The sequence below is a fragment of the Luteimonas sp. MC1572 genome, from assembly GCF_016615815.1.
Taxonomy (GTDB): domain Bacteria; phylum Pseudomonadota; class Gammaproteobacteria; order Xanthomonadales; family Xanthomonadaceae; genus Luteimonas.
This window is the reverse complement of the sequence record NZ_CP067112.1, coordinates 2,343,102-2,367,424: the sequence shown is the minus strand read 5'-3', so window position 1 is coordinate 2,367,424 and position 24,323 is coordinate 2,343,102. Positions and strand designations below refer to the sequence as shown.

The 24,323-nt window shown below is 67.9% G+C and carries 18 protein-coding genes and 1 pseudogene; 16 read left to right on the top strand and 3 right to left on the bottom strand.

Annotation, left to right across the window (positions count from 1 at the left end; all coding sequences use genetic code 11):
• Positions 1 to 5 precede the first annotated feature (5 nt).
• Positions 6 to 2,591 carry an ATP-dependent chaperone ClpB gene (gene clpB / locus JGR64_RS10865; RefSeq protein ID WP_199373392.1) on the top strand — a complete coding sequence of 862 codons (2,586 nt, stop codon included), beginning with the start codon at positions 6 to 8 and terminating at the stop codon, positions 2,589 to 2,591.
• A 28-nt stretch (positions 2,592 to 2,619) separates the two neighbouring features.
• Here the strand turns inward: clpB and ybaL are convergent, their stop codons facing one another.
• From ybaL to JGR64_RS10850, 3 genes are all read right to left on the bottom strand, one after another.
• Positions 2,620 to 4,332, bottom strand: coding sequence for a YbaL family putative K(+) efflux transporter (gene ybaL / locus JGR64_RS10860; RefSeq protein ID WP_199373391.1), 1,713 nt, complete (start codon positions 4,330 to 4,332; stop codon positions 2,620 to 2,622).
• A gap of 36 nt (positions 4,333 to 4,368) precedes the next feature.
• Complete coding sequence (locus JGR64_RS10855; RefSeq protein WP_199373390.1) at positions 4,369 to 6,774, bottom strand: TonB-dependent receptor; 2,406 nt, start codon at positions 6,772 to 6,774, stop codon at positions 4,369 to 4,371.
• Positions 6,775 to 6,893: 119 nt separating this feature from the next.
• The gene (locus JGR64_RS10850; RefSeq protein WP_199373389.1) at positions 6,894 to 7,850 is read right to left on the bottom strand and encodes a 2OG-Fe(II) oxygenase; all 957 of its coding nucleotides are present in this window, start codon (positions 7,848 to 7,850) and stop codon (positions 6,894 to 6,896) included.
• Between the two features lie 82 nt (positions 7,851 to 7,932).
• Here JGR64_RS10850 and JGR64_RS10845 point away from each other — a divergent pair, with 82 nt between their 5' ends.
• The 15 genes and pseudogenes from JGR64_RS10845 (at position 7,933) to JGR64_RS10780 (ending at position 24,284) form a co-directional block, all read left to right on the top strand.
• Positions 7,933 to 9,795: an ABC-F family ATP-binding cassette domain-containing protein gene (locus JGR64_RS10845; protein ID WP_199373388.1), complete on the top strand. Its 1,863-nt coding sequence runs from the start codon at positions 7,933 to 7,935 to the stop codon at positions 9,793 to 9,795.
• Positions 9,796 to 9,883: 88 nt separating this feature from the next.
• Positions 9,884 to 10,336, top strand: coding sequence for a universal stress protein (locus JGR64_RS10840; RefSeq protein WP_199373387.1), 453 nt, complete (start codon positions 9,884 to 9,886; stop codon positions 10,334 to 10,336).
• Between the two features lie 113 nt (positions 10,337 to 10,449).
• Entirely contained in the window at positions 10,450 to 11,847 is a 1,398-nt protein-coding gene (locus JGR64_RS10835) for an RHS repeat-associated core domain-containing protein (protein WP_234446945.1), read from the top strand.
• A 482-nt stretch (positions 11,848 to 12,329) separates the two neighbouring features.
• Positions 12,330 to 12,440, top strand: a pseudogene (locus JGR64_RS13965) (Rhs family protein); the annotation flags it as partial.
• Between the two features lie 15 nt (positions 12,441 to 12,455).
• Entirely contained in the window at positions 12,456 to 13,436 is a 981-nt protein-coding gene (locus tag JGR64_RS10830) for a hypothetical protein (protein ID WP_233348284.1), read from the top strand.
• Positions 13,437 to 14,043: 607 nt separating this feature from the next.
• Positions 14,044 to 14,718 (top strand): hypothetical protein, encoded by a 675-nt coding sequence (locus tag JGR64_RS10825; protein WP_199373386.1) that lies wholly within the window; start codon positions 14,044 to 14,046, stop codon positions 14,716 to 14,718.
• A gap of 77 nt (positions 14,719 to 14,795) precedes the next feature.
• Positions 14,796 to 16,880, top strand: a complete 2,085-nt coding sequence (locus JGR64_RS10820) for a hypothetical protein (RefSeq protein WP_199373385.1) — start codon at positions 14,796 to 14,798, stop codon at positions 16,878 to 16,880.
• Between the two features lie 137 nt (positions 16,881 to 17,017).
• Positions 17,018 to 17,350 carry a zinc ribbon domain-containing protein gene (locus tag JGR64_RS10815; protein WP_199373384.1) on the top strand — a complete coding sequence of 111 codons (333 nt, stop codon included), beginning with the start codon at positions 17,018 to 17,020 and terminating at the stop codon, positions 17,348 to 17,350.
• Positions 17,351 to 17,453: 103 nt separating this feature from the next.
• Positions 17,454 to 19,220: an aspartate--tRNA ligase gene (aspS, locus tag JGR64_RS10810; protein WP_199373383.1), complete on the top strand. Its 1,767-nt coding sequence runs from the start codon at positions 17,454 to 17,456 to the stop codon at positions 19,218 to 19,220.
• 25 nt (positions 19,221 to 19,245) lie between these two features.
• A complete protein-coding gene (locus JGR64_RS10805) occupies positions 19,246 to 19,773 on the top strand; it encodes a GNAT family N-acetyltransferase (protein WP_199373382.1) in 528 nt (175 codons plus the stop codon).
• A 1-nt stretch (position 19,774) separates the two neighbouring features.
• Positions 19,775 to 20,398: an alpha/beta hydrolase gene (locus JGR64_RS10800; protein WP_199373381.1), complete on the top strand. Its 624-nt coding sequence runs from the start codon at positions 19,775 to 19,777 to the stop codon at positions 20,396 to 20,398.
• 74 nt (positions 20,399 to 20,472) lie between these two features.
• Complete coding sequence (locus JGR64_RS10795) at positions 20,473 to 21,204, top strand: YebC/PmpR family DNA-binding transcriptional regulator (RefSeq protein ID WP_199373380.1); 732 nt, start codon at positions 20,473 to 20,475, stop codon at positions 21,202 to 21,204.
• Between the two features lie 9 nt (positions 21,205 to 21,213).
• Complete coding sequence (gene ruvC, locus JGR64_RS10790; RefSeq protein WP_199373379.1) at positions 21,214 to 21,750, top strand: crossover junction endodeoxyribonuclease RuvC; 537 nt, start codon at positions 21,214 to 21,216, stop codon at positions 21,748 to 21,750.
• On the top strand, positions 21,747 to 22,337 hold the full coding sequence (gene ruvA / locus JGR64_RS10785) for a Holliday junction branch migration protein RuvA (protein ID WP_199373378.1): 591 nt from the start codon (positions 21,747 to 21,749) through the stop codon (positions 22,335 to 22,337). Before ruvC ends, ruvA begins: the two co-directional genes overlap by 4 nt.
• A 21-nt stretch (positions 22,338 to 22,358) precedes the next feature.
• Positions 22,359 to 24,284 (top strand): potassium transporter Kup, encoded by a 1,926-nt coding sequence (locus JGR64_RS10780; RefSeq protein WP_199373377.1) that lies wholly within the window; start codon positions 22,359 to 22,361, stop codon positions 24,282 to 24,284.
• Positions 24,285 to 24,323 lie beyond the last annotated feature (39 nt).

Genomic DNA, 24,323 nt, shown 5'->3' with positions numbered 1-24,323 from the left:
TCCTCATGCGAATGGACAAGCTCACCTCGCGTTTCCAGCAGGCGCTGGCCGACGCGCAGTCGTTGGCCGTCGGCCGCGACCACAACCTCATCGAACCCGCGCACCTGATGCTGGCGCTCGTCGACCAGGCGGGCGGCGGCACGCGCCCGCTGCTGGCGCAGGCCGGCGTGAACGTGCCGGTGCTGCGCGAGCGCCTGGCGGAAGCGCTGGGCAAGCTGCCGGCCGTGTCGGGACAGGATGGCGCGGTGTCGGTCGGCAACGACCTGGGCCGCCTGCTCAACGTCACCGACAAGCTGGCGCAGCAGCGTGGCGACGGCTTCATCGCATCCGAACTGTTCGTGCTCGCCGCGCTCGACGACCGCGGCGACACCGGGCGCGCGTTGAAGGCCGCGGGCGCAGACAAGGCGCGCCTGGAGGCCGCCATCGACGCGATGCGCGGCGGCGAGACGGTCGCCGATGCCAGCGCCGAGGAAGCGCGACAGGCGCTGGAGAAGTACACGATCGACCTCACCGAGCGCGCCGAGCGCGGCAAGCTCGACCCGGTGATCGGCCGCGACGAGGAGATCCGCCGCACCATCCAGGTGCTGCAGCGGCGCACCAAGAACAACCCGGTGCTGATCGGCGAACCCGGCGTCGGCAAGACCGCGATCGTCGAAGGCCTCGCGCAGCGCATCATCAACAACGAGGTGCCGGAGGGCCTGCGCGGGCGGCGCGTGCTGTCGCTGGACATGGGCGCGCTGATCGCCGGCGCGAAGTTCCGCGGCGAGTTCGAAGAGCGGCTGAAAGCGGTGTTGAACGACCTCGCGAAGCAGGAAGGCAACGTCATCCTGTTCATCGACGAGCTGCACACCATGGTCGGCGCCGGCAAGGCGGAAGGCTCGATGGACGCCGGCAACATGCTCAAGCCGGCCCTTGCGCGCGGCGAGCTGCACTGCATCGGCGCCACCACGCTCGACGAGTACCGCAAGTACGTCGAGAAGGATGCCGCGCTGGAGCGGCGCTTCCAGAAGGTGTTCGTGGGCGAGCCCAGCGTCGAGGACACCATCGCCATCCTGCGCGGCCTGAAGGAGCGCTACGCCGTGCACCACGGCGTCGAGATCACCGACCCGGCGATCGTCGCCGCGGCCACGCTCTCGCACCGCTACATCGCCGACCGCCAGCTGCCCGACAAGGCGATCGACCTGATGGACGAAGCGGCGAGCCGCATCCGCATGGAGATCGACTCCAAGCCCGAGGAGCTCGACCGCAAGGAGCGCCGGCTGATCCAGCTCAAGATCCAGCGCGAGGCGCTGAAGAAGGAGAAGGACGCCGAATCGAAGAAGCGGCTGGCTGACCTGGAAGCCGAGATCGCCACGCTCGAGCGCGACTACAACGACCTCGAGGAAGTGTGGAAGGCCGAAAAGGCAATGCTGCAGGGCGCGACGAAGGTCAAGGAACAGATCGAGCAGGCGCGGCTTGAGCTCGAAGCCGCGCAGCGCAGGCAGGACTATGCGCGCATGAGCGAGATCCAGTACGGCCAGCTGCCGGAACTCGAGAAACAGCTCAAGGCCGCGCAGGAAGTCGAGACGCAGGGCTTCACCCTGCTGCAGGACAAGGTCACCGCCGAGGAGATCGCGCAGGTGGTCGCGCGCTGGACCGGCATCCCGGTCAGCAAGATGCTGGAAGGCGAGCGCGAGAAACTGCTGGCGATGGAGTCGCAGCTGCACACGCGCGTGGTCGGCCAGCATGAAGCGATCAAGGTGGTGTCGGATTCGATCCGGCGGTCGCGCGCGGGCCTGTCCGATCCCGGCCGTCCGACCGGATCGTTCCTGTTCCTCGGCCCCACCGGCGTGGGCAAGACCGAGCTGTGCAAGGCACTCGCGGAATTCCTGTTCGACTCCAGCGACGCCATGGTGCGCATCGACATGAGCGAGTTCATGGAGAAGCACTCGGTTGCGCGGCTGATCGGCGCGCCGCCGGGCTATGTCGGCTACGAGGAAGGCGGGTATCTCACCGAGGCGGTGCGCCGCCGCCCGTACAGCGTGATCCTGCTCGACGAGGTGGAGAAGGCGCACCCGGACGTGTTCAACATCCTGCTGCAGGTGCTCGATGACGGCCGCCTCACCGACGGCCAGGGGCGCACGGTCGACTTCCGCAATGCGGTGATCGTGATGACGTCGAACCTCGGCTCGCACCAGATCCAGGAGCTCGGCGGCGATGATTCGGCCGAGGCCTATACGCAGATGAAGGCCGGGGTGATGGCGGTGGTGCAGGCGCACTTCCGGCCCGAGTTCATCAACCGGCTCGACGACATCGTGGTCTTCCACGCGCTCGACAAGGTGCAGATCAAGGAGATCGCGCGCATCCAGATGCGTGGCCTGGAGAAGCGGCTGGCCGAACGCGGCATGCGCATCGAGGTGAGTGACAGGGCCTTCGACCTGCTGGCCAACGTGGGCTTCGATCCGGTCTACGGTGCGCGGCCGCTGAAGCGCGCCATCCAGCAGCAGCTGGAGAACCCGCTGGCGACGAAGATCCTTTCCGGCGACTTCGCCGGCGGCGACACCGTGCAGGTGGATGCCGAGGGCGGGCACCTGGAGTTCACGAAGGGCTGACCTCGCACGGCGGGCCGCGCGCCGCGCTTCAGGTGGCGACGCGCGCCGGCCGGTACGGCGGCGTGGACATCACCATCTCCGCCAGCGAGTAGGCAAGCTCGCGTTCGGCGAGCACCGCGCCATCGGCGCCGTGATGCAGCAGGTGTTTCACTTCCGCATCGCTGTGCGCGCGCGCGAGCACGGTGATGGCGGGGCTGAGTGCCTTGAGCCGCGCGATGGTTTCGCCGGCTTCGAGCGCATTGGGAATGGCGAATACGGCGAGCTTGGCGCGGTCGGGAGCGGCTTCGAGCATCACCGGTTCCGACGCCGCGTTGCCGCGCACCGCGTGCACGCCGGCCTCGCGTGCCAGCGCGACCAGGTCGGCATCGTCCTCGATCACGACCACCGGCACGCCGCGCTGCTGCAGCAGCGTGACGAGCTGGCGGCCGACGCGGCCGTAGCCGACCACGATGGTGTGGTCGGTGACCGATTCCGGAAGGTGGTGGCTCGCCGCATCCTCGGCCAATGCGCGCGCGGCGTGGTTCGCGGTTTCCGCCGCCTGCTTCGCGTCCTGGCGCGCCTGCCAGCGGTCGACCAGCCCGAACACCAGCGGGTTGAGCATGATCGACAGCAGCGCCGCGGCCAGCACCAGGTCCTTGCCCTGCTCGGGCAGGATGCCGAGCGTCACGCCGAGCGCGGCGATGATGAAGGCGAACTCGCCGATCTGCGCCAGGCTGGCGGAAATGGTCAGTGCGGTGGCCTTGGGCCGCCCGAATGCGCGCACGATCAGGTAGGCCGCGGCGGACTTGCCGAACATGACGATGAACGTGGTGGCCAGCACCAGCTGCGGCTGTTCGACCAGGATCGCCGGGTCGAACAGCATGCCCACCGAAACAAAGAACAGCACCGCGAACGCATCGCGCATCGGCAGCGAGTCCTGCGCCGCCTTCTGGCTGAGCTCCGACTCGTTGAGCAGCATGCCGGCGAAGAACGCGCCGAGCGCGAACGACACGCCGAACAGCTCCGCCGAGCCCAGCGCGATGCCGAGCGCGATCGACAGCACCGCCAGCGTGAACAGCTCGCGCGAGCCGGTGCCGGCGGTGCGCTCCAGCATCCACGGGATCACCCTCCGCCCGAGCACCAGCATCACCGCCACGAACAGGCCCACCTGCACCAGTGTCTTGCCGATCGCCACCGCCAGCGCGCCCAGGCTTATGTCGCCATCGCCGGCATTGACCATCAGCCTGGCCAGCACCGGCATCAGCACCAGCGCCAGCACGCAGGCCAGGTCCTCGACGATCAGCCAGCCGACGGCGATCCGGCCGCGCTGGGTTTCCAGCAGGCGGCGTTGCTCCATGGCGCGCAGCAGCACCACCGTGCTGGCCGTGGCCAGCGCGAAGCCGAACACCACGCCATGCAGCGTCGGCCAGCCCAGCATGGTCGCCAGCCCCCAGCCGAGCAGGGTGGCGACCGTGATCTGCACCACCGCGCCGGGGATGGCGATGGCCTTCACCGCCATCAGGTCCTTCAGCGAGAAATGCAGGCCCACGCCGAACATCAGCAGGATCACGCCGATCTCGGCGAGCTGCGGGGCCAGCGCCTGGTCGCCGACGAAGCCCGGCGTGAACGGTCCGGCGATGATGCCGGCGACCAGGTAACCCACCAGCGGCGACAGGCGCAGGCGATGCGCCGCCAGGCCCAGGACGTAGGCCAGCACGAATCCAACCGTCAGGATCGTGATGAGCTCGGTGTGGTGGGGCATGGGGGGATCCACCGCGCCATCAGCGCCGCTGGGTCGTTACCACCGGTAGTCGATCTTGCCGTACACGAACGCACCGTTGAACCCGAAGGGCGCCGCGGAACTGGCATACGGAAACTGGCCGCCGGTCGAGTTGGCGAACACGTTCTCGTCCGGATACTCGTTCAGCACGTTGTCGCCGCCCAGGGTGAAGCTCCAGCGGTCAAGCTTGAGCGTTGCGGCAAGCGCGAGCGTCCACTTGGGGTCGAAGGTCTGGTCCTGCGCCGGGTTGGCGTTGCGCACGGTGATCTCGCCGTAACGCACCGCATTGGCGGAAAAGCCCCAGCGATCGGAGCTCCAGTCGCCGCCGACCAGGAACTTGTCACGCGGCGCGCCCACCTCGAAGCGGCCGATCTCGACCCTGCCGAATCGCAGGGCGGTGGGATCGATGGCATTGAGCGACGCGGGATTGGGCGCGATCCGGTCGATGCTGGTCTTGTTGTGGTTGTAGCCCACGGTCACGTCCAGGTCGCCGTTGCCCACCTGCCAGCCGTACGTGCCGATCACGTCGATGCCGTCGGTGGTGGTGTCGATGGCATTGGTGAAGTAGCGGCCGCCGCCGACGCCCGGGAAGCCGTTGGCATTGAGGAAGTTGCGTACCGCGGCACTCGTCAGGTTCTCCGACAGGGTGATGCGGTCCTCAAGCTCGATCCGGTAGGCATCGATGGTGATGTACATGCGATCGATCGGCTGCAACACCAGGCCGACGCTGAAGTTGGTGGACTCCTCCGCCCGCAGTGGCTCCGCTCCCAGCGCAATGCCGGCGGGGTTGGTCACCCGGAAGGTGACGATGTCGAACGGGGTGTTGCCCTGGGGCGGCGGAAGAACGATGAAATTGGTGGCCGTCGACTGGAAATACTGCTGCTGCAGTGACGGCGCGTGGAAGCCGGTCGACAGCGTGCCGCGCAGCGCAACCCTTGGCGTGAAGTCGTAGCGTGCGGTCAGCTTGCCGGTCGAGGTATCGCCAAAGTCGCTGTAGTCCTCGTAGCGTGCGGCGACGCCCGCCGACAGCTTTTCCGTCACCTTGCCTTCGAGCGACACGTACAGCGAGATGTTGTCGCGCTTGAACTCTCCGCCGTCGCCGGGCTTGAAGCCGGCAAAGACCTGCGACCCGGGGATGTTCGCGAACGGGCCCAGTGCGTATGAATCCGGTTCGCCGGGCGACTGCTCGAACTCGTCCTCGCGGTACTCCGCGCCGTAGGCGAGGATCAGCGGCGAGGACAGTCCCAGGTCGAGCGGGGTGCTCATGTCGAGGTTCAGGATGTGCTGCCTGACTTCCAGCGCACCCGCGTAGAACTGCGTGGGCGAGGTCGGGCCCAGGCTGCGGTTGAGCGTGTTCTTGATGTCGAAGGTCAGCTCGTTCGAGCCGTAGGTGTAGCTGAGGTCGAGCGCCGTGGCGCCGGCGAACAGCTTGCGCAGCCCGCCCACGAAACTGTAGTCGGTCGAGTTGTTGTTGATCTGCGGCAGGAAGCCGTCGGGGTAGATCGACGGGATGTTGCGTGAATCACCCGCCGGCCGGAAAAAGCCGTTGGACAGGATGTCGCGCTTGGTGTGCAGGCCATGGGAGTAGAGCGTCAGGCTGTCGCTCGCGGCGAGCTCCGCGTTGTAGCTGCCCGAATAGCTGTCGATCTCCGGATCGCCCTGCCGCTGCACCACGCGGCCCAGCGGCGCGGAGGTCGGGGTCACGGGGCCGAGGAACGGCCGGGCGCGGTCGGTCTGGTCCTGCTTGTCGCCCTGGACGGCCAGGTGCACGAACCCGCCGTTGGCGCCCAGCGGGAAACCGGCATCTGCAAGCAGGTTGGTCTGCGCCCCGTCGCCCGCGCTGGTCTGGCCGTGGCGCAGGCTGACGTTGCCGCCTTCCGGGCTGCCCTTGAGCACGATATTGATGACGCCGGCGATGGCGTCGGAGCCGTACTGCGCCGACGCGCCATCACGCAGCACCTCGACCCGCGCGATGGCGGCGATGGGAATGGTGTTGAGGTCGACCGGCGAGGAACTGCGCCCCTGGGTTCCGTTGACGTTGACCAGGGCGCCGGTGTGGTACCGCTTGCCGTTGACCAGCACCAGGGTGTGGTCCGGGGAAAGTCCACGCAACTGGGCGGGGCGAACCGCATCGGTGCCATCGGAGACTGCAGGCCGGGGGAAGTTGAGCGAAGGCAGCAGCCGCCCGAGTGCGGTCGCGAGTTCGGTGGTGCCGGAGGACTGCAGCGCCTCCGGTGTGATGAGGTCGATCGGCGCCGTGGATTCAGCCGCGGTGCGGTCGCTGGCGCGCGTGCCGGTCACGATCAGCGTGTCCAGGCGGGTGGCCTTGCGCTCGGTGGGGGTGGTGGGGTCCTGCGCATGGGCGGGCAGGGCGGAGGCGGCCAATGCGGCGATCAGTGCGAGAGCGAGCGGGTGTGGCGTCATGGCAGGCGACCTCGTTGGATGGACGGCGGCGCAGCGGGTTCACGCTCAACCGCTTTAACATCCGCTGAACAACCGCGTCAATCGGCACGAATCCCTGCGCGCCGCGCATCCCCTGGCACTCAGGTGAAGGCGCGCTCGCGCATCCAGCGCGTGGCGATCCATTTTTCGCCGCGCAGCACCGGCGCACCGGCATGGAACGACAGTGGATCGCAGCGCGACTGCGCATCGGTGTAGGCGAAATACACCGCGCTGCCCTTGGCCGGCGCGACCGACAGGCCCACTTCCGGAAACACGGTTTCGCCGCCGGCCTCGACGTCGTTGAGGTAGATCACCAGGCTTGAGATGCGCTGACCCCCATTGGCCAGGTGCAGGGCCTGGCCCGGCCGGTCGAGGTTGAAGTAGTCGAAGTGCGGCGTGTATTCGGCACCCACGCCGTAGCGCATCACCTGCAGATCCTCGCCCTGCGCGACCGGCACGCCGGTGATGCGGGTGATGCGCGCGTCGATCCGCGCCAGCAGCGGAGTGGTCCCGCGCATGAGCACGGTCAGCTCGCTGGTGCGGCGGTCATCGACCTTGGAGCCGCCCCTTTCCGAATCGATCACCTTGGCGCGCTCAAGCGCGGGCTTCGCCTCGGCGATCAGCTGGTCGCACTCGTCATGGGTGAGCACGTTGTTAAACAGCACCACGTACGGCCGGACGCTGTGGAAGGCCACGCGCACGTCGCCATGCTCGCAGGTGATCGCGTGGCCGGCGGCCAGCGCGATCGGCGCCACCGGCACGAAGCTGCTGCCCGCGCGCGCCCCGGCACCGACTTCCGCCCGCGCCTGCGCGCGCTGGGCCTGGCTGTCGGGCGCCTTGGGTGCGGCGTGCGCAACCTTCGGCTGGCTCGGGCTCAGCCGCGAGAAGCCCGCCTTGAACCCGTCCGGGTCGCGCAGCGCGGCGTCGTAGATGCGCCGGATCTGGAACTCGTCATAGCCACGGCGGCCAAGCACCTCGTGGATTTCGCTGAACGGCGCCTGCGCCACCACGCGGGCATGCACCCAGGTGGCCGTTTCGAGATTGATCGAGATCGCCATCACGCCTCCAAGCCGTTCATTTCCCGGCTGCCGACACTACCGCAATCCCCGGCGCGGCGGCCGCGGCCCGGTACAATGGCGGATGATTTCCTTCCGCAATTTCGCCCTCCGGCGCGGCGAACGCCTGCTGCTGTCCGATCTCGACCTGTCCCTGCACGCCGGATGGCGGGTGGGCGTGGTGGGCCGCAACGGCACCGGCAAGTCCTCCCTGTTCGCCGCCGTGCGTGGCGAGGTGGAGGCCGACCGTGGCGACCTCGACCTGCCGTCGCGCCTGCGCATCGCCAGCATCGCCCAGGAAATGCCCTCGCTGCCCGATCCGGCGGTCGACTTCGTGCTCGCCGGCGATGCCGCCGTGCACGACGCCCTGCAGGCCGAGGCCAATGCCTTCGCCAACGAGGATTGGGAAGCGGTCGCCATGGCCCACCACCGGCTGGAAGAAGTGGGCGGCTACGACGGCGCCGCGCGCGCGGCCAAGCTGCTGCACGGCCTCGGGTTCCCGGCGGAAACCCAGCAGCGCCCGGTCGCGTCGTTTTCCGGCGGCTGGCGCGTGCGCCTGAACCTGGCGCGCGCGCTGATGACGCCATCCGACGTGCTGCTGCTCGACGAGCCCACCAACCACCTCGACCTCGACGCGGTGCTGTGGCTTGAGCAGTGGCTGCTGAAGTACGCCGGCACGCTGCTGCTGATCTCGCATGACCGCGAGTTCCTCGACAACGTCAACACCCACACCCTGCACCTGCACGGCGGCAAGGCCAAGCTGTACACCGGCAACTACACGGCGTTCGAGCGCCAGCGCTCCGAGCAGCTGCGCCTGCAGCAGATCACCCACGAGAAGGCGCAGGCCGAGCGCGCCCACCTGCAGAGCTTCATCGACCGCTTCAGCGCCAGCGCGGCCAAGGCCAAGCAGGCGCAGTCGCGGGTCAAGCGCCTGGCCAAGATGGCCAACACCGAAGCGGTGCGTGCCGAGCGCGAAGTGCGCATCGATTTCCCGGCGCCGCTGAAGCTGCCGCATGCGCTGCTGCGGCTCAACCACGCGGATTGCGGCTACGGCACCGCGACCATCCTGCACGACGCCAACTTCGGCCTGGAGGCCGGCGACCGCATCGGCCTGCTCGGCCCCAACGGCGCGGGCAAGTCGACGCTGGTGAAGAGCCTGGTCGGTGAACTGCCGCTGCTCACCGGCGAGCGCTATGCACACCCGGACCTGCGCATCGGCTACTTCGCCCAGCACACGGTGGAAGCACTGGTGGCCGGCACCTCGCCCATCGACCACCTGCGCGAGATCTCGCCGGAAGCGTCGGTGCAGGATTTCCGCAATTTCCTCGGCAAGTGGAGCTTCCCCGGCGACCGCGCGTTCGAATCGATCGACGGTTTTTCGGGCGGCGAGCGCGCGCGCCTGGCGCTGTCGCTGATCGCCTGGCGCCAGCCCAACGTGCTGCTGCTCGACGAACCCACCAACCACCTCGACCTCGAAATGCGCGAAGCGCTGGCCGAGGCGCTGAGCGATTTCCCGGGCGCGATCGTGCTGGTCTCGCACGACCGCCACCTGATCGGCCTGGTCAGCGACACCTTCTGGCGCGTCGCCGAAGGCGTGGTCACGCCGTTCGACGGCGACCTCGACGAATACGCGGCGTGGCTGCGTTCGCGGCCGCAGGACGTGCGGCCGGCGGCAGGGGCTGCAGCGGCACCGCCCGCACCGCCGGCGCCCCCGCCGGCGCAACCCAGGGCCAAGGTCAACCCGCACAAGCTGGCGCAGGCCGAAGCCCAGGTGGCGACGCTGGAAGCCGACATCGCGGCCATCGACGCCTGCCTGGCCGATCCCGGTTTCCACGCCGGCGCCGATGCGTCCAACCGCGTGGCCGACGCCGCCCAGCGCCGCGCCGCGCTGGCCGCCCGCCTGTCGGAGGCCGAGTCCGCGCTGCTGGCCCTCTACGAAGCGGCCTGACCGAACCGGCGCCACGACCTGGCTTGACCTGGGTCAACGTTTTCTCCTGTGGGGCGGAGCACGCTGGGACGACCACAGGAGAAATGCCATGTACAAGCGGATCCTGATCCCGACCGATGGTTCGGAACTCTCCCTTGCGGCAATCGAGCAGGGCCTGGCCTTTGCCAAGGGCATCGGCGCGTCGGTCACCTTCCTGACCGTGACCGAGCCGTTCCAGGTCTTCGCCATCAGTGGCGCCCAGCTGGTCGACAGCCGCGCCACGTATGCCGAGAGTGCGAAGGAGGAGGGCACGCGCCGCCTGCGCGAAGCCGAGACGCGTGCAAGCGCCCTCGGTGTGCCATGCCGGACGCGCCTGGTGGAAAACGACGCGCCGTACCGCGCGATCATCGAAGCCGCCAGTGACGATGGCTGCGACCTGATCGCGATGGCCTCCCACGGCCGCCGCGGCATCGGCGCGCTGATGCTCGGCAGCGAAACGCTCAAGGTACTGACGTACTCGACCATCCCGGTGCTGGTGTACCGCAAGCCGCCGGCCCGCTGACGCGGGGCAGAGCGGCTGGCGCGCGTCGCGGCCGGGGCGAGATCAGCGACCTGGCCGTCGGCCAAGGCGGCCGCACCACGCGCACCCTGGTCTACGACGACCTCGACCGGCTGGTGGGAGCCACCTCGCCGATGTACCCGGGCGGCGCCGCGTACGCCTACGACACCCTGGACAACCTGGTGCGGGTCAAGGCGCCCGGGCGCGACGACCTGTACTGCTACGACGCCAGCAACCGCCTGGCGTTCGTGCGCACCGGCGCGACCACCTGCAGCAACGGCGCGGCGACCACCGCCCTGGGCTACGACCTGCAGGGCAACGTGCAGTTCAAGAACGAGGCCAACTACGACTTCGACTACGGCAACCGCCTGCGCGAGGTGATGGGCGTGGAGCGCTACCGCTACGACGACCAAGGCCGGCGCATCCTGGCGATGAACTTCGCGACCGGCGTGGTGTTTTCGCAGTACGGGCAGAACGGACAACTGCTGTACCAGCAGAACACCCGCACCGGGCAGATGAAGGAGACCGACCACGTGTACCTGGCCGGCAGCCTGGTCGCGCAGCGTGAGGTGCCGATCGGGGGCGGTACGGCCGTGGTGAAGTACCAGCACACCGACGCGCTGGGCAGCCCCGTGGCGGTGACCAACGAGGCCGGTGGGCTGGTGGAGCGGACGGAGTACGAGCCCTATGGCAAGCAATTGAGCCCCTCGGCGAGCACCGGCAACGATCGCCCTGGCTACACGGGGCACGTCGAGGACCGGGCGACGGGGCTGACGTATATGCAGCAGCGCTATTACGATCCGGGGATCGGACTGTTCCTCAGCGTTGATCCCGTCACCGCGCACAGCGACCCGGTGGGGCAGTTCCATCGGTATCGGTATGCCAACAACAATCCGTACACCAATATCGATCCGGATGGTCGTAGGTGTGTCGTCGCGAACAGCGACAGCGTCTATTGCATGAGGCGCGACATATATAGGGCTTTCGATCGCGGTGCAGCAGGCTCAACGCGCTTCTTTGGAGCTGCGGCACTGACTGTTGAGTATCTAGCTAACAGGGACATCCCTGGAGTCAGGTTCGCCGGACGTATGGGTGGTGGCATCAATCCGGAGGCGAATCAGTTCCTGGATGGCGTTAGCAGCGCACTGTACTCCCTCAACGCCAAGACATACTCGCAGATTCGCAACGGCTCCCTGTCAGGGCCGGGACTCGATGCCAAGCTTGTAAGCATGGAGCAGACAGCTGTTCAAGCGGCGCTGGACGCACTGCCAACTGAGCAGCGAAATCGTATAACTGAATCCATCAACTCCAGTTTCGGTGCGCGATGGGTTGCTGGCAGTCATCCCGCAGACAGGGCGTATAACAGGGTTCTTGACGGAGTAGAGAAGGGCCTTGGGCGCGCGATTGACTTTGGCAATCAGTCTGACCGGGAGGCGATAGGAAACGCGCTGATTAAAGATCTTCGGAGTTCGGGTGCGTGCACGACAACGGGCACGAGGATTCGCTCATGCTAAGGCGGCTTACTTTGCTGGCATTTCCTTTGGTCTTCGTTCTCGCGCTGCTGATGCTTCTCGCACTTACGCTAGAGGCGCATAGGTTGGTGGACGGCTTAGGAACACCACGCTTTGAAGCGAATGCAGCTGTGAGGATCTGGCAGAGCGTCGTGTTTGCTGGGTATTTCCTTGTGATGTCGGGGTACTTGCTGACGTTCCTGGTGATCTACATACTTCTCACGAGAAAATGGCGGAGGCTTCAGCGAATGCTTGCTAGTGTGATGCTCTTCGTCGGGTGTTACATAGTTTTTTCTCTTATGATGGGTCACGACATCACGTTGACTTGGGGCGCATTGTTGGTCGCTGGGGTCATGAGTGTGGCGATCTCCGATGCGCTCGCTGACGCTGCCAAGCGAGTTGGCGACCGCAGGCCGCATGGCGCCTAGGATTGATCGCAGCAATAGGCGGAACCCGCGTCGGGTCAGAGTGTTCAGCGCTATTACGATCCCGCAATCGGAAAGTTCCTTAGCGTTGATCCGGTGGCGGCAGACGGAAGCACCGACGCGAACTTCAATCGGTACCGCTACGCCAATAGCAATCCGTACAAGTACACAGACCCTGACGGACGAATGGCTTACCTAGTCGACAATGAATTGGGGCGAGATGTACTCGTGATACCTGTCTTCTTCACAGGATCCGATGCGACGCGCGAAAACATCGCTCTAATCGCATCCGAGTTCAGCAAGCTTCGCGTCGAAGGCCAAGGCGGAATGCGCCTGCTGTTGCAAGTTCTGCCCGAACCCCGCGCAACTGGAACCTACAACACCATGGATCTATCTCCTGGCGACTGGGATCGATTGGGAGGGTTGACGTTAGAACACGGAGAAGGAGTTGCGGGGCACCTGGGACATATAAACACTTCGCGCCAAAACTGGATCGGCGCTACTGTCCGCGACATTCTTCACTTCCCCGGGATTCCAGATGGTTACACGGACTTGCCAGTCAGCAAACATGGTGCGCGTAGGACTGAGCCCTTAGCTGGTTACGACGGAAGTCATAACCTCTCGACCGTCGTAATCAATCCTAGGAGTCGCGTTGCCGGGCCAGGAGGCACGGCGTCTAGTCTCGGATTTGATGCCATTCTTGTGGCGTGCGTGCTGTCAGTTGCCGGGGCCGCGGGCGGCAACGTGCCTGTAACTCCGAATCGTTGCGTGGCAGGCTTGTGCCTGAGCCTCACCCAATACAAGTTCAAGCTCCGCGACATTCGCTACCGTGAATCCGCGGAAGGCAGGAGATTGTTGTTGATTTTCGACCGGGGGCTGGTCGTCGCCATAACGCGGCTCGAAGGGCGCCCATGCAAGTGGGTAGAAGGCGACCTCCATGTTTCAGTTCGTGACGATGCGTTGGTGACAAGTGGATGCCTTGAGGTGCCGGGAGATGCAACCGGAGCGAACGTCGGCATCGCGATCGCGCCCCTGGCCCAAGGCCGGGACTTCCTGAAGCTCGAAGGTGTTTGTCTCTGGCTCCAGGAGGACAGTCCCACGGGGAACATCGGTGGACGCTTCGCCCAGTTGATTGGTCGAGGCAGATGCGTCCAGCAGGAAGTCTAATCACTGAATCGCACCGGCATCGAATGAGGTGCATATAGGCAGCATGCGGTACACGGACGAATTCAAGGCCTAAGCGGCCAAGCAGGTGATCGCCAAGGGGATACGCAAAAAGCGATCTTTACTCGCTCATTGATCCAGACGGCAGGAGGCTTGTGGCAACGACACCACATGCCGGATCTCAAATGTGATGTCGACACGATCAATGGAACCAGGCGCGAACGGCAGCACGTTCGCCATGAATGGTGACATCAGGACTGACTGTGGTTCGAGTAGCGCTGCTGCGGCCGCAGCAGGTGCTTTGACGAAAGATGAACGTCTACATCGTCCGCTGGTGCGTATGCGCCAGATGCTTACGAGCAGAATCGGGAAGCAAACTGGCTCATCCTTGCACTTTCAGATGAGCTTCAAAGGAGCCAGGGTCACTGACGTGCTTTCCATCGGGCATGACCACTTGCGTGGTGATACGAAGTTCAGTACCTGGGACCAACATGCCGATCAGCTGGTGCTACCGGTGAGACGTCGGGCAAGGGTGTATAGGAAGCGGCGACGGGCTTGTGCGGCGCGATAGCGTTTGCGGTGGGCGGTGCGCGGCGGTTACGGTGACCGCATGACGATCATCCGACTCTCCGCTCTTTCAGCCGCGCTGGTGGCCATCGCCGCCTGCACTCCGTCCACTCCGCAGGCGACGGCCGACGTCGCCGCGGGCAACACATCCGCCCCTGCGTCCGACGCGCCGGCCACCGATGCCGCCCCCGCCGATGCCTTCCTTGCCGCGCTCGCCAGCCACTGCGGCCAGGCGTTTGCCGGGCGCATCGTCGCCAACGAGCCGGCCTCGGCCGAACCCGACGCCTTCGAGGGCAAGGCGCTGGTGATGCACGTCCGAGGCTGCGACGACCCGACCCGCGAGCTGCGCGTGCCGTTCCACGTTGGCGACGACCATTCGCGCACCTGGGTGCTCACCCGCACCGGCACCGGCCTGCGCCTGAAGCACGACCATCGCCACGAAGACGGCAGCTCCGACGTGCAGACCATGTACGGCGGCGAGAGCACCACCGCTGGCACCGCGGTGCGCCAGGAGTTCCCGGTAGACGCCGACTCGATCGCGCTGTTCGGCCGCACCGGTGCAGACGTCTCCACCACCAACACCTGGGCGATGGAGATCGAGCCCGGGAATCGCTTCCTCTACGAGCTGTCGCGTCCCGGTGGCCGCATGTTCCAGGTCGAGTTCGACCTGGCCACGCCGGTCGCGACGCCGCCGGCACCGTGGGGCAGCAGCGACTGACCTGAAGGTTGCCCTTCGCGTGCCGAGCTGAGAGCATCCCGCGCTGCCGCAGGGGGCGGTATCGAAAGGGGAAACAGATGAAGCTCGGATTCACGGTTGCCGTCGCGGCGCTTGTCGCGGGCGGTGCCCTGGCATGGGACGCTTCGACTGCATCGGCGTCGCGCACGCCGGCACGCGTCGTCCCGCCTGTGGTGTCTGCCACGCCGTCGGCGCGTCTGCGGTTGCCTGGCGCGGCGACGGGCCTGCGTATCGACGGCCAGGTCGCGATAGCGGGCGTGGACAGCGGGCCGGCAATGGTGACGCTGCGCGTCGGCGATGCCGTTGCCACATTGCCGGTCAGCCTGCCGGTGTTCTCCGTGCAGGTCCCGGGTGGTCGCCCCGAGGCGATGGTCTCGATCGAAATCGATTCCGACCATGGCAGGCACGCGGCCATCCTGGGCAGTTACGCGCGCCTGGCGCGCAACGCGGGCGCGGATGCCATCCTGACGCCGGGTGAACTCGACCGCGTCCGCATCACCGCGATGGGCACCTCGCTGCACCATCACGTCAGCCGCGTGCTCGGTGGCCGCCTGCCGCTGTCGGACCAGGAACACCAGCAGGCGATCCGCTCGATCGGCCTTGAAGCCGCGGTCGGCGGCAATGTGTTGCAGGCACTCGCCTCGGGTGCCGCGCCGCTGCCGGCCGGCTATGCGCACGGCTACGCGCTGCTGCAGGACGATGCCGGAGTGCGCACGTTCCTGGCAGCCCAGCCAGGCGTTGCCGCGTCGCTGGAAGCATTCGTCCAGCAGCCGACGGGAATTCCGCTGCCGCTCGCCGTGCTGGGAGCCCGGACCGCGATCCTGCCGCCCCTCGCCTATGGTGAGGCGACGCTCCAGAGCGCGGCCCACCTGCTCCTGCGTGGCAATGGCGGTTTCGAGTACCACGGCCGCAGCGGCACCGATCCGGCCGCCACCGTCACGGCGCTTGATGCAGGAACGCTGCGCATGACCCCGCGCGCGTCGGCGCCGGTCTTCTCCTACGACTTCGTGCAGCTTGCGCCGGGCCAGCCGCCGGTGCAGGTGCTGGCAAGGCGTGACACCGTGCACGAAACCTGGCGGCGCCACTTCGTCGGGGATCGCTACAGCCTGTGGTCGGTGACCGGGGCCGTGCGGGTTTCCTATCCCGACTATCCCCATCTCCCGCCGACTGACGCGAGCAGCACCCGGATCGCGCATGCCTTCAGCCTGGACGGAATGTCCCAGCGCATCTGGCCGGCCGACGTGAGCGGAAGGCGCGCGTTGCCGCACTTCTGCCTGGAGCCGGATGCGGTCAGCACGACGGACGTGCTCTCGGGTTGCGAATACGCGCAGACCACGTTCCTTCCCGATGGCAGCGGGCTCGTCCAGGACACCGGATCCAAGGTGGACTCGGACATGCAGCCGCGGGTGGGCGGGTTTGGCAGCGGATCATTCGAGTGGAAGCTCGGTCCGCGCGGCACCCTGCAGCTGCGGTATCCGCAGACGGAGGTCACCTACTGGCGCCTCGAAGGCGGTGAGTCGATGGCCGTGCCGGTGCTCTACCTGGCGCGCACGCAGGCGGCCGACGGCCTGACGCACAGCCTGGTGGGCACATCGGTGCTGATGGACGCGCGCGTCGGCGCGGCAGTGGATGCGTTGTCGGTGCTGGGGAGCTGGGAGTACGGCACGTTCACCCAGAACGCAAATGCCAGCCCGTGGCAGTCACCGCGTGCCGACACGACCTTCGTGCGCGACCCGGACGGCATTACCCGGCAGGTGACGCGCTATCCGGGGGCGGAGTACCCGACCTCGACCTCCCGCGCCTCCTGGCAGCTGTTTGGCACCGTCATTGGCGGCGAGCCGCATACCCGGCTGTACGAGAGTCGCTACCGAGGAAACATCGGCGGCCCGGTCCCGTCCTGTTCCGAGGCATACGCGATCGGCGCCACCGAATGCATGCCGCTGCAGGTCCGCTACTTCCGGCCGATGGGGCAGCGTGGCAACCGGATCTACGGCATCGACGAGCTGTACGTGAACGCTGCCTGGTTCGGCGAGGCACCGATCATCCAGCGCCACGTGCGCCCGACGTACCACGACCGCGTCGCGGACGGCATCGATGCGATGCCGCCGCGGGTGGGCGAGCGGAAAGTCTCCCGCGCGCGGTAACGGAATCCCGGCAATTCGCGGACTCGGGGCCTGGTGGTCGTGGGCTGTGGGCGTGGGACCGTGGGACCGGCGCTTGATTCGCCCGCCCGCGCCCCCAGAATGCCCGCAGCCCACGTCACCGAGTCAATGCCACCGCCATGCCGATCTACGCTTACCGCTGCGCCCAGTGCGAACACGATTTCGACCGCCTGCAGAAGCTCTCCGATCCCGATCCCGATGTCTGTCCGGAGTGCGGGGCGGTGGGCGAGGTGCGCCGGCAGCTGACGGCGCCATCCTTCCGCCTCGCGGGCAGCGGCTGGTACGAGACCGACTTCAAGAAGGACGGCGACAGGAAACGCAACCTGGCCGAAGGCGGCGAGGGCGCCGGCAAGCCCGATGCCAAGCCGGCGGCCGCCACCCCGGCGAAGAGCGAGCCCGCCACGCCGGCGGCGGCACCTGCACCCAAGGCGGAGCCCAAGCCGGTTGCCTGACGGCGCCCGGAAACAATCCGGACCGGGGCGGCATCGACGGCGGGACGCTTTAAACTAGCGGGCTCCGCCGCCCGGCGGCCCGTTTCCCGCGTCCGGAGTTTTCATGCGTACCCATTTCTGCGGCCTGATCGACGCCTCCCTGGTCGGCCAGACCGTCACCCTCTGCGGCTGGGCCGACGTGGCCCGCGACCTCGGCGGCCTGTGCTTCATCGACCTGCGCGACCATGAAGGCATCGTGCAGGTGGTCGCCGAGCCCGACGCCGCCACGGCGGGCAACGCCGAGGTGATCGCCACCGCCGCCAAGGTGGGGTACGAGGACTGCCTGCGCGTCACCGGCACCGTGCGCCGCCGCGAGAGCGTCAACGCCAAGATCGCCACCGGCCAGCTGGAAGTGGTGGCGACCGCGATCGAGGTGCTGAACAAGGCCGAGCCGCTGCCGTTCCACGCGCACGAGAACCCGGGCGAGGACATCCGCCTGAAGTACCGCTACCTGGACCTGCGCACGCCGGAGATGCAGCGCAAGATGCGCACGCGCTCGAAGCTGGTGGCCGCGCTGCGCCGCTGGCTGGACGCGCGCGATTTCCAGGACATCGAGACGCCGATCCTCACCAAGGCCACGCCCGAGGGCGCGCGCGATTTCCTGGTGCCGGCGCGCATGCACGCCGGCGAGTTCTACGCGCTGCCGCAGTCGCCGCAGCTGTTCAAGCAGCTGCTGATGATGGCGGGCTTCGACCGCTACTACCAGATCGCGCGCTGCTTCCGCGACGAGGCGCTGCGCGCCGACCGCCAGCTCGAATTCACCCAGCTGGACATGGAGTTCGCCTGGGTGGACGAGGCGATCGTGCAGGACACGGTGGAAGCGATGATGCGCGACGTGTTCCGCGAGGTGATCGACGTGGAACTGGGCGCATTCCCGCGCATGACCTGGGCCGAGGCCATGCGCCGCTACGGCTCCGACAAGCCCGACCTGCGCATCGCGCTGGAGCTGGTGGACGTCGATGCGCTGGTGAAGGACTCGCAGTTCAAGGTGTTCACCGACTTCGCCGGCGTGGACGGCGGCCGCGTCTGCGCGCTGCGCATCCCCGGCGGTGCGGCGCTCAGCCGCAAGCAGATCGACGAGTACGCCGCGCACGCCGCCAAGTACGGCGCCAAGGGCCTGGCCTACGCGAAGATCGGAGACGACGGCGCGGTGAACTCGCCGATCGCGAAGTTCTTCGACGAGCCGGCGTTCGCCGCGCTGCTGCAGCACGTGGGCGCCGGCAACGGCGACATGGTGTTCTTCGGTGCCGGTGCCTACAACACGGTCAGCGATTTCATGGGCGCGGTGCGGCTCAAGGCCGGCAAGGATTTCGACCTGGTCGCCGCGGGCTGGGCGCCGCTGTGGGTCACCGACTTCCCGATGTTCGAGTTCGACGACGAGGCGCAGCGCTACGTGGCGCTGCACCACCCGTTCACGGCGCCGGCAGTGGATGACGAGGCCGCGCTGCGCGCCAGTGCGCGCACCGCGACCAGCCGCGGCTACGACATGGTGCTCAACGGCAACGAGATCGGCGGCGGTTCGATCCGCATCCATCGGTCCTCGATGCAGTCGGCGGTGTTCGAACTGCTCGGCATCGGCGCGGAGGAGGCCGAGGCCAAGTTCGGCTTCCTGCTGGACGCGCTGAAGTACGGGGCGCCGCCGCACGGCGGCATCGCCTTCGGCATCGACCGCATCGCCGCGCTGATGGCCGGCAGCGATTCGATCCGCGACGTGATCGCGTTCCCCAAGACCACCGGCGCGCAGTGCCTGATGACCGGCGCGCCGTCGCCGATCCCGGACGTGCAGCTGGCCGAGGTGCACGTGGCGGTGCGGCCGAAGCCTGCTGCCTGATCGCGGCGCGCCTGGACGCGACTGCGTGACCGTCACCATCCGCCGCGCGACGCCCGACGATGCCGCGACCCTGTCGCGGCTGGCGGCGCGGACGTTCGTCGAAACCTTCGGCCACCTGTACCCGCCGGAGGATCTCGAGGCGTTCCTCGCCGACGCCTATGTGGTCGAAAAGCAACACGTGATCCTCTCGCACCCGGACTACGCGGTCTGGCTGCTCGAGGACGACGGTGAAGCCGTCGGCCACGCGGCGGTCGGGCCCTGCGGCCTGCCGCATCCGGATGTCGCCCCGGGTGACGGCGAACTCAAGCGCCTGTACCTGATGGCATCCCACCAGGGAGGCGGCTGGGGCGGGCGGCTGTTCGACACCGCCATGGGCTGGCTGGAACGCGACGGTCCGCGCACGCTGTGGATCGGCGTCTGGTCCGGGAATCTCGGCGCGCAGCGCTTCTATGCGCGCCGCGGCTTCGAGCCGGTGGGCGAATACCTGTTCCCGGTCGGCCGCGTGCGCGACCTGGAGTTCATCCTGCGCCGCCCGGCGCCTGGCGCAGCCTGACATGCCCGCCACCGCCCGCCGCGTACTGCTGCTGCACGGGCTGTGGATGCCGCCGCTGGCGATGCACCGCTTCGCTGCACGCCTGCGCGCAGCCGGCTTCACTACCGGGATCATCGGGTACCGCAGCATCCTGGGCAGCACCGGGGCCGCGGTCGACGCGCTGCGCGCGCGGCTGCGCGGCAGCGAGCCCACGCACCTCGTCGGCCACAGCCTTGGTGGGCTGGTCGCGCTGCAGGCGCTGCAGACCGAGCCGGGACTGCCGGTGGCGCGCGTGGTCTGCCTGGGCACGCCGCTGTGCGGCAGCGGCGCAGCCCACGCGCTGTCGCGTCGCGCATTGACCGCGCTCTACCTCGGGCGCAGCGCCGCGCTGCTGCGGCAGGGCTGCATCGCGCTGCCGCAGGGAGTGGAGGTCGGCATGGTCGCCGGGTCGCGGCCGCACGGGCTGGGCGCGCTGGTCGCGCGTTTCGAGGAGCCGCACGACGGCACCGTGGCCGTGGCCGAGACGCGCCTGCCGGGCCTGGCCGGCCACGTGGTCATCGACGCCTCGCACAGCGGCTTGCTGGTCTCCGCCGAGGCCGCGCGCCTGGCGATCACGTTCCTGCGCGACGGCCGCTTCGCCCGCTGACCGGCTGCGCCGGGGAGCGCATTCGCCGGAGCGGGTACCATCTCCTATCGCCACCAGGTTTGACGGGAATACGCATGGGCAGAGGCCCCTCCATCGAAGGCCGCAAGAACGCCGAAGACGCGCGTCGCGGCAAGATCTTCACCAAGCTGATCCGCGAGATCTCGGTTGCCGCGCGCGCCGGCGGGGGAGATCCCGGCAGCAATCCGCGCCTGCGCAGCGGCGTCGACAAGGCGCTCTCGGCCAACATGACCAAGGACGTCATCGAGCGCGCCATCAAGAAGGCGACCGGCGAACTGGAAGGCGTGGACTACGAGGAGATCCGCTACGAGGGCTACGCCCCGGGCGGGGTGGCGGTGATCGCCGACTGCCTGACCGACAACAAGGTGCGCACCGTGGCCGACGTGCGCCACGCGTTCGGCAAGTTCGGCGGCAACCTGGGCACCGACGGTTCCGTGGCCTTCATGTTCCACAAGCAGGGCGTGCTGCGTTACGCGCCGGGCGCCAGCGAGGACGCGGTGACCAATGCCGCCATCGAGGCCGGCGCCGACGACGTGGTGGTGTACCCGGAGGACGGCGCGATCGACGTGGTCACCTCGCCCGAGGATTTCGGCAGCGTGCGTGACGCGATGGCCGCCGCCGGCCTTCCCGCCGACCACGCCGAAATCACCATGCGCGCCGACAACGACATCGCCGTCGAAGGCGAGACCGCGCAGCAGGTGGTCAAGCTGCTGCGCTGGCTGGAGGACATCGACGACGTCCAGGCCGTGTATTCCAACGCCGAACTCGGCGACGACGCGTACGCGTAGCAGCACGACGTGACCAGGATCCTCGGCATCGACCCCGGCTCGCAGCGCACCGGCGTGGGCATCATCGATGTCGATGCCACCGGGCGGGTGAAGCACGTGTTCCACGCGCCGCTCAACCTGATGGCCGGCGTGGCCGCGTGCAAGGGCGACCTGCCGCAGCGCCTGCGCCGCCTGCTGGACGGCCTGCGCGCGATCGTCGAGGAGCACCGCCCGGACGAGGTCGCCATCGAGCAGGTGTTCATGGCCAAGAACGCCGACTCCGCGCTCAAGCTGGGCCAGGCGCGCGGCGCGGCGATCTGCGCGGTGGTCATGCACGACCTGCCGGTGCACGAATACGGCGCGCGCCAGGTGAAGCTGGCGCTGGTCGGCAAGGGCGCCGCGGACAAGGCCCAGGTGCAGCACATGGTCGGCGCGATGCTGGGGCTCAGCGGCCGCCTTCAAGCCGACGCCGCGGACGCGCTCGCCATTGCCATCACCCACGCCCACGTCAGCGCCAGCGCGCGGCGCCTGGGCATCGACGAACGCCTGGCCTGGAGCCGCAAATGATCGGACGCCTGCGCGGCAAGCTCGCGCACAAATCACCGCCGTGGCTTGTGATCGACGTCAACGGCGTCGGCTACGAGCTGGAAGCGCCGATGAGCACGTTCTACGAACTTCCCGTGCTCGGCGCCGAGGTCTCGCTGTTCACGCACTACGCGCAGAAGGAAGACTCGGTGTCGCTGTACGGCTTTGCCAGCGAGGTCGAGCGGCGCCTGTTCCGCGACGTGCAGCGGGTGACCGGCATCGGCGCGAAGATCGCGCTGGCGATCCTGTCCGGCGCCAGCGTCCAGGAGTTCGCGCGCCTGGTGTCGGGCGGCGACGTCACCGCGCTGACGCGCATCCCGGGCATCGGCAAGAAGACCGCCGAGCGCATCGTGGTGGAACTGCGCGACCGCGCCGAGGCAATCATGGGTGGTGCGACGGCGATGCCGATGGCGGGCACGCCCGCCGACCCGCTGTCGGAGGCGACCGAGGCCCTGCAGCAGCTGGGCTACAAGCCGGCCGAGGCGCAGCGCATGGCGCGCCAGGCGCACGTGGACGGCGATCCTGCGGAAACCATCATCCGAAAGGCGCTACAGTCCGCGCTTCGTTGACCGCAGGCACCCCGGAAACCCATGTCCGCAGGTACTCCACGGCGCGCTGCCGCGACCCACGGCGCGCCAGGCAAGGCCAAGTCCAGGACCGGCCTGCCCGCCCTCGTGGTGGGTGCGGTTGGCGTGGTGTTCGGCGACATCGGCACCAGCCCGCTGTACACGCTGCGCGAGGCGTTTTCGCCGCACTACGGCCTGGTCGCCAACCACGACACCGTGCTTGGCATCCTGTCGCTGGTGTTCTGGGCGCTGACCGTGGTGGTGACGCTGAAGTACGTCACCATCATCATGCGCGCCGACAACGAGGGCGAGGGCGGGATCATGGCGCTGATGGCGCTGGCCCAGCGCAGCCTGAAGCCCGGATCCAAGTCCGTGTACATGGTGGGGCTGCTCGGCGTGTTCGGCGCCTCGCTGTTCTTCGGCGACGGCGTGATCACCCCGGCGATCTCGGTGCTGTCGGCGGTCGAAGGCCTGGAGGTGGTGGCGCCGGGCCTGCGCCGCTGGATCGTGCCGGTCACGGTGCTGGTGCTGGCGGGGCTGTTCGCCACCCAGCGTTACGGCACCGAGAAGGTCGGGCGTGTGTTCGGGCCGATCACCATCCTCTGGTTCCTGTCGCTTGCGGTGCTGGGGGTGGTGAACATCCTCCACGAACCCGAAGTACTGCAGGCGATCAACCCCTGGTGGGGCGCCAAGTTCTTCATGGAGCACAGCTGGGGCGGTGTGTTCATCCTCGGGGCGGTGGTGCTGGCGGTGACCGGCGGCGAGGCGATCTATACCGACATGGGCCATTTCGGCCCGCGTCCGATCCGCCTGGGCTGGTACTGGTTCGTGCTGCCGGCGCTGATGCTCAACTACCTGGGCCAGGGCGCACTGGTGCTCGAGGACCCGACGGCGATCCGCAATCCGTTCTACATCGGCGTGCCGGAGTGGGGTCGCTGGCCGATGATCGTGCTGGCCACGGCGGCCACGGTGATCGCGTCGCAAGCGGTGATCACCGGCGGCTTCTCGGTGGCGCGCCAGGCCATGCAGCTGGGCTACATCCCGCGCATGCGCATCAAGCACACCTCGAGCGAGACCATCGGCCAGATCTACATCCCGGCGATCAACTGGTCGATGGCGATTGTGGTGATCGGGCTGGTGCTGGCGTTCGGCAGCTCGTCGCGGCTGGCGGTGGCCTATGGCGTGTCGGTGTCGATGACGATGCTGATCGACACCCTGCTGCTGGTGATCGTGGCGCGCGCGCTGTGGCTGCGGGCACGGCGCTGGGTGCTGCCGTGCTGCGTGGCGTTCGTGGCCATCGAAGTCGCGTTCGTGGTCGCCAACGGCGCCAAGATCCTGCAGGGCGGCTGGTTCCCGCTGGTGCTGGGCATCGTGCTGTTCACCATGTTGCGCACGTGGCGCCACGGCCGCGAGCTGCTGCGCCTGGCGGTGCAGAAGGAAGGCATCCGCCTGGACACCTTCATCCCCGGACTGATGCTGGCCCCGCCGGTGCGCGTACCGGGTACGGCGATCTTCCTGACCAGCGACCCCGGCGTGGTGCCGCACGCGCTGATGCACAACCTCAAGCACAACAAGGTGCTGCACGAGCGCAACGTGTTCCTGACCGCGGAGACCCTCAAGGTGCCGTACGCGCCGCGCGAGCGAAGGCTGGAAGTGAAGGAAATCGGCGACGACTTCTACCGGGTCACCGCGCGCTTCGGCTTCATGGAAACGCCCGACCTGCCGCTGGCGCTGATGCGCTCCTGCGACGTCGAAGGCATGGATTTCGATCCGATGGACACCACGTACTTCGTCAGCCGCGAGACCATCGTCGCCAGCCGCCACGTCGGCATGCCGGTGTGGCGCGACAAGCTGTTCGCCTTCATGCACCGCAACGCGGCGCCGGCCAACAACTTCTTCCGCATCCCGGGCAACCGCCTGGTGGAGCTGGGCGCGCAGGTCGAGATCTGAGCAGGGAAGGGCGGCTGGCGCGCCAGGGCCGCGGCGCCC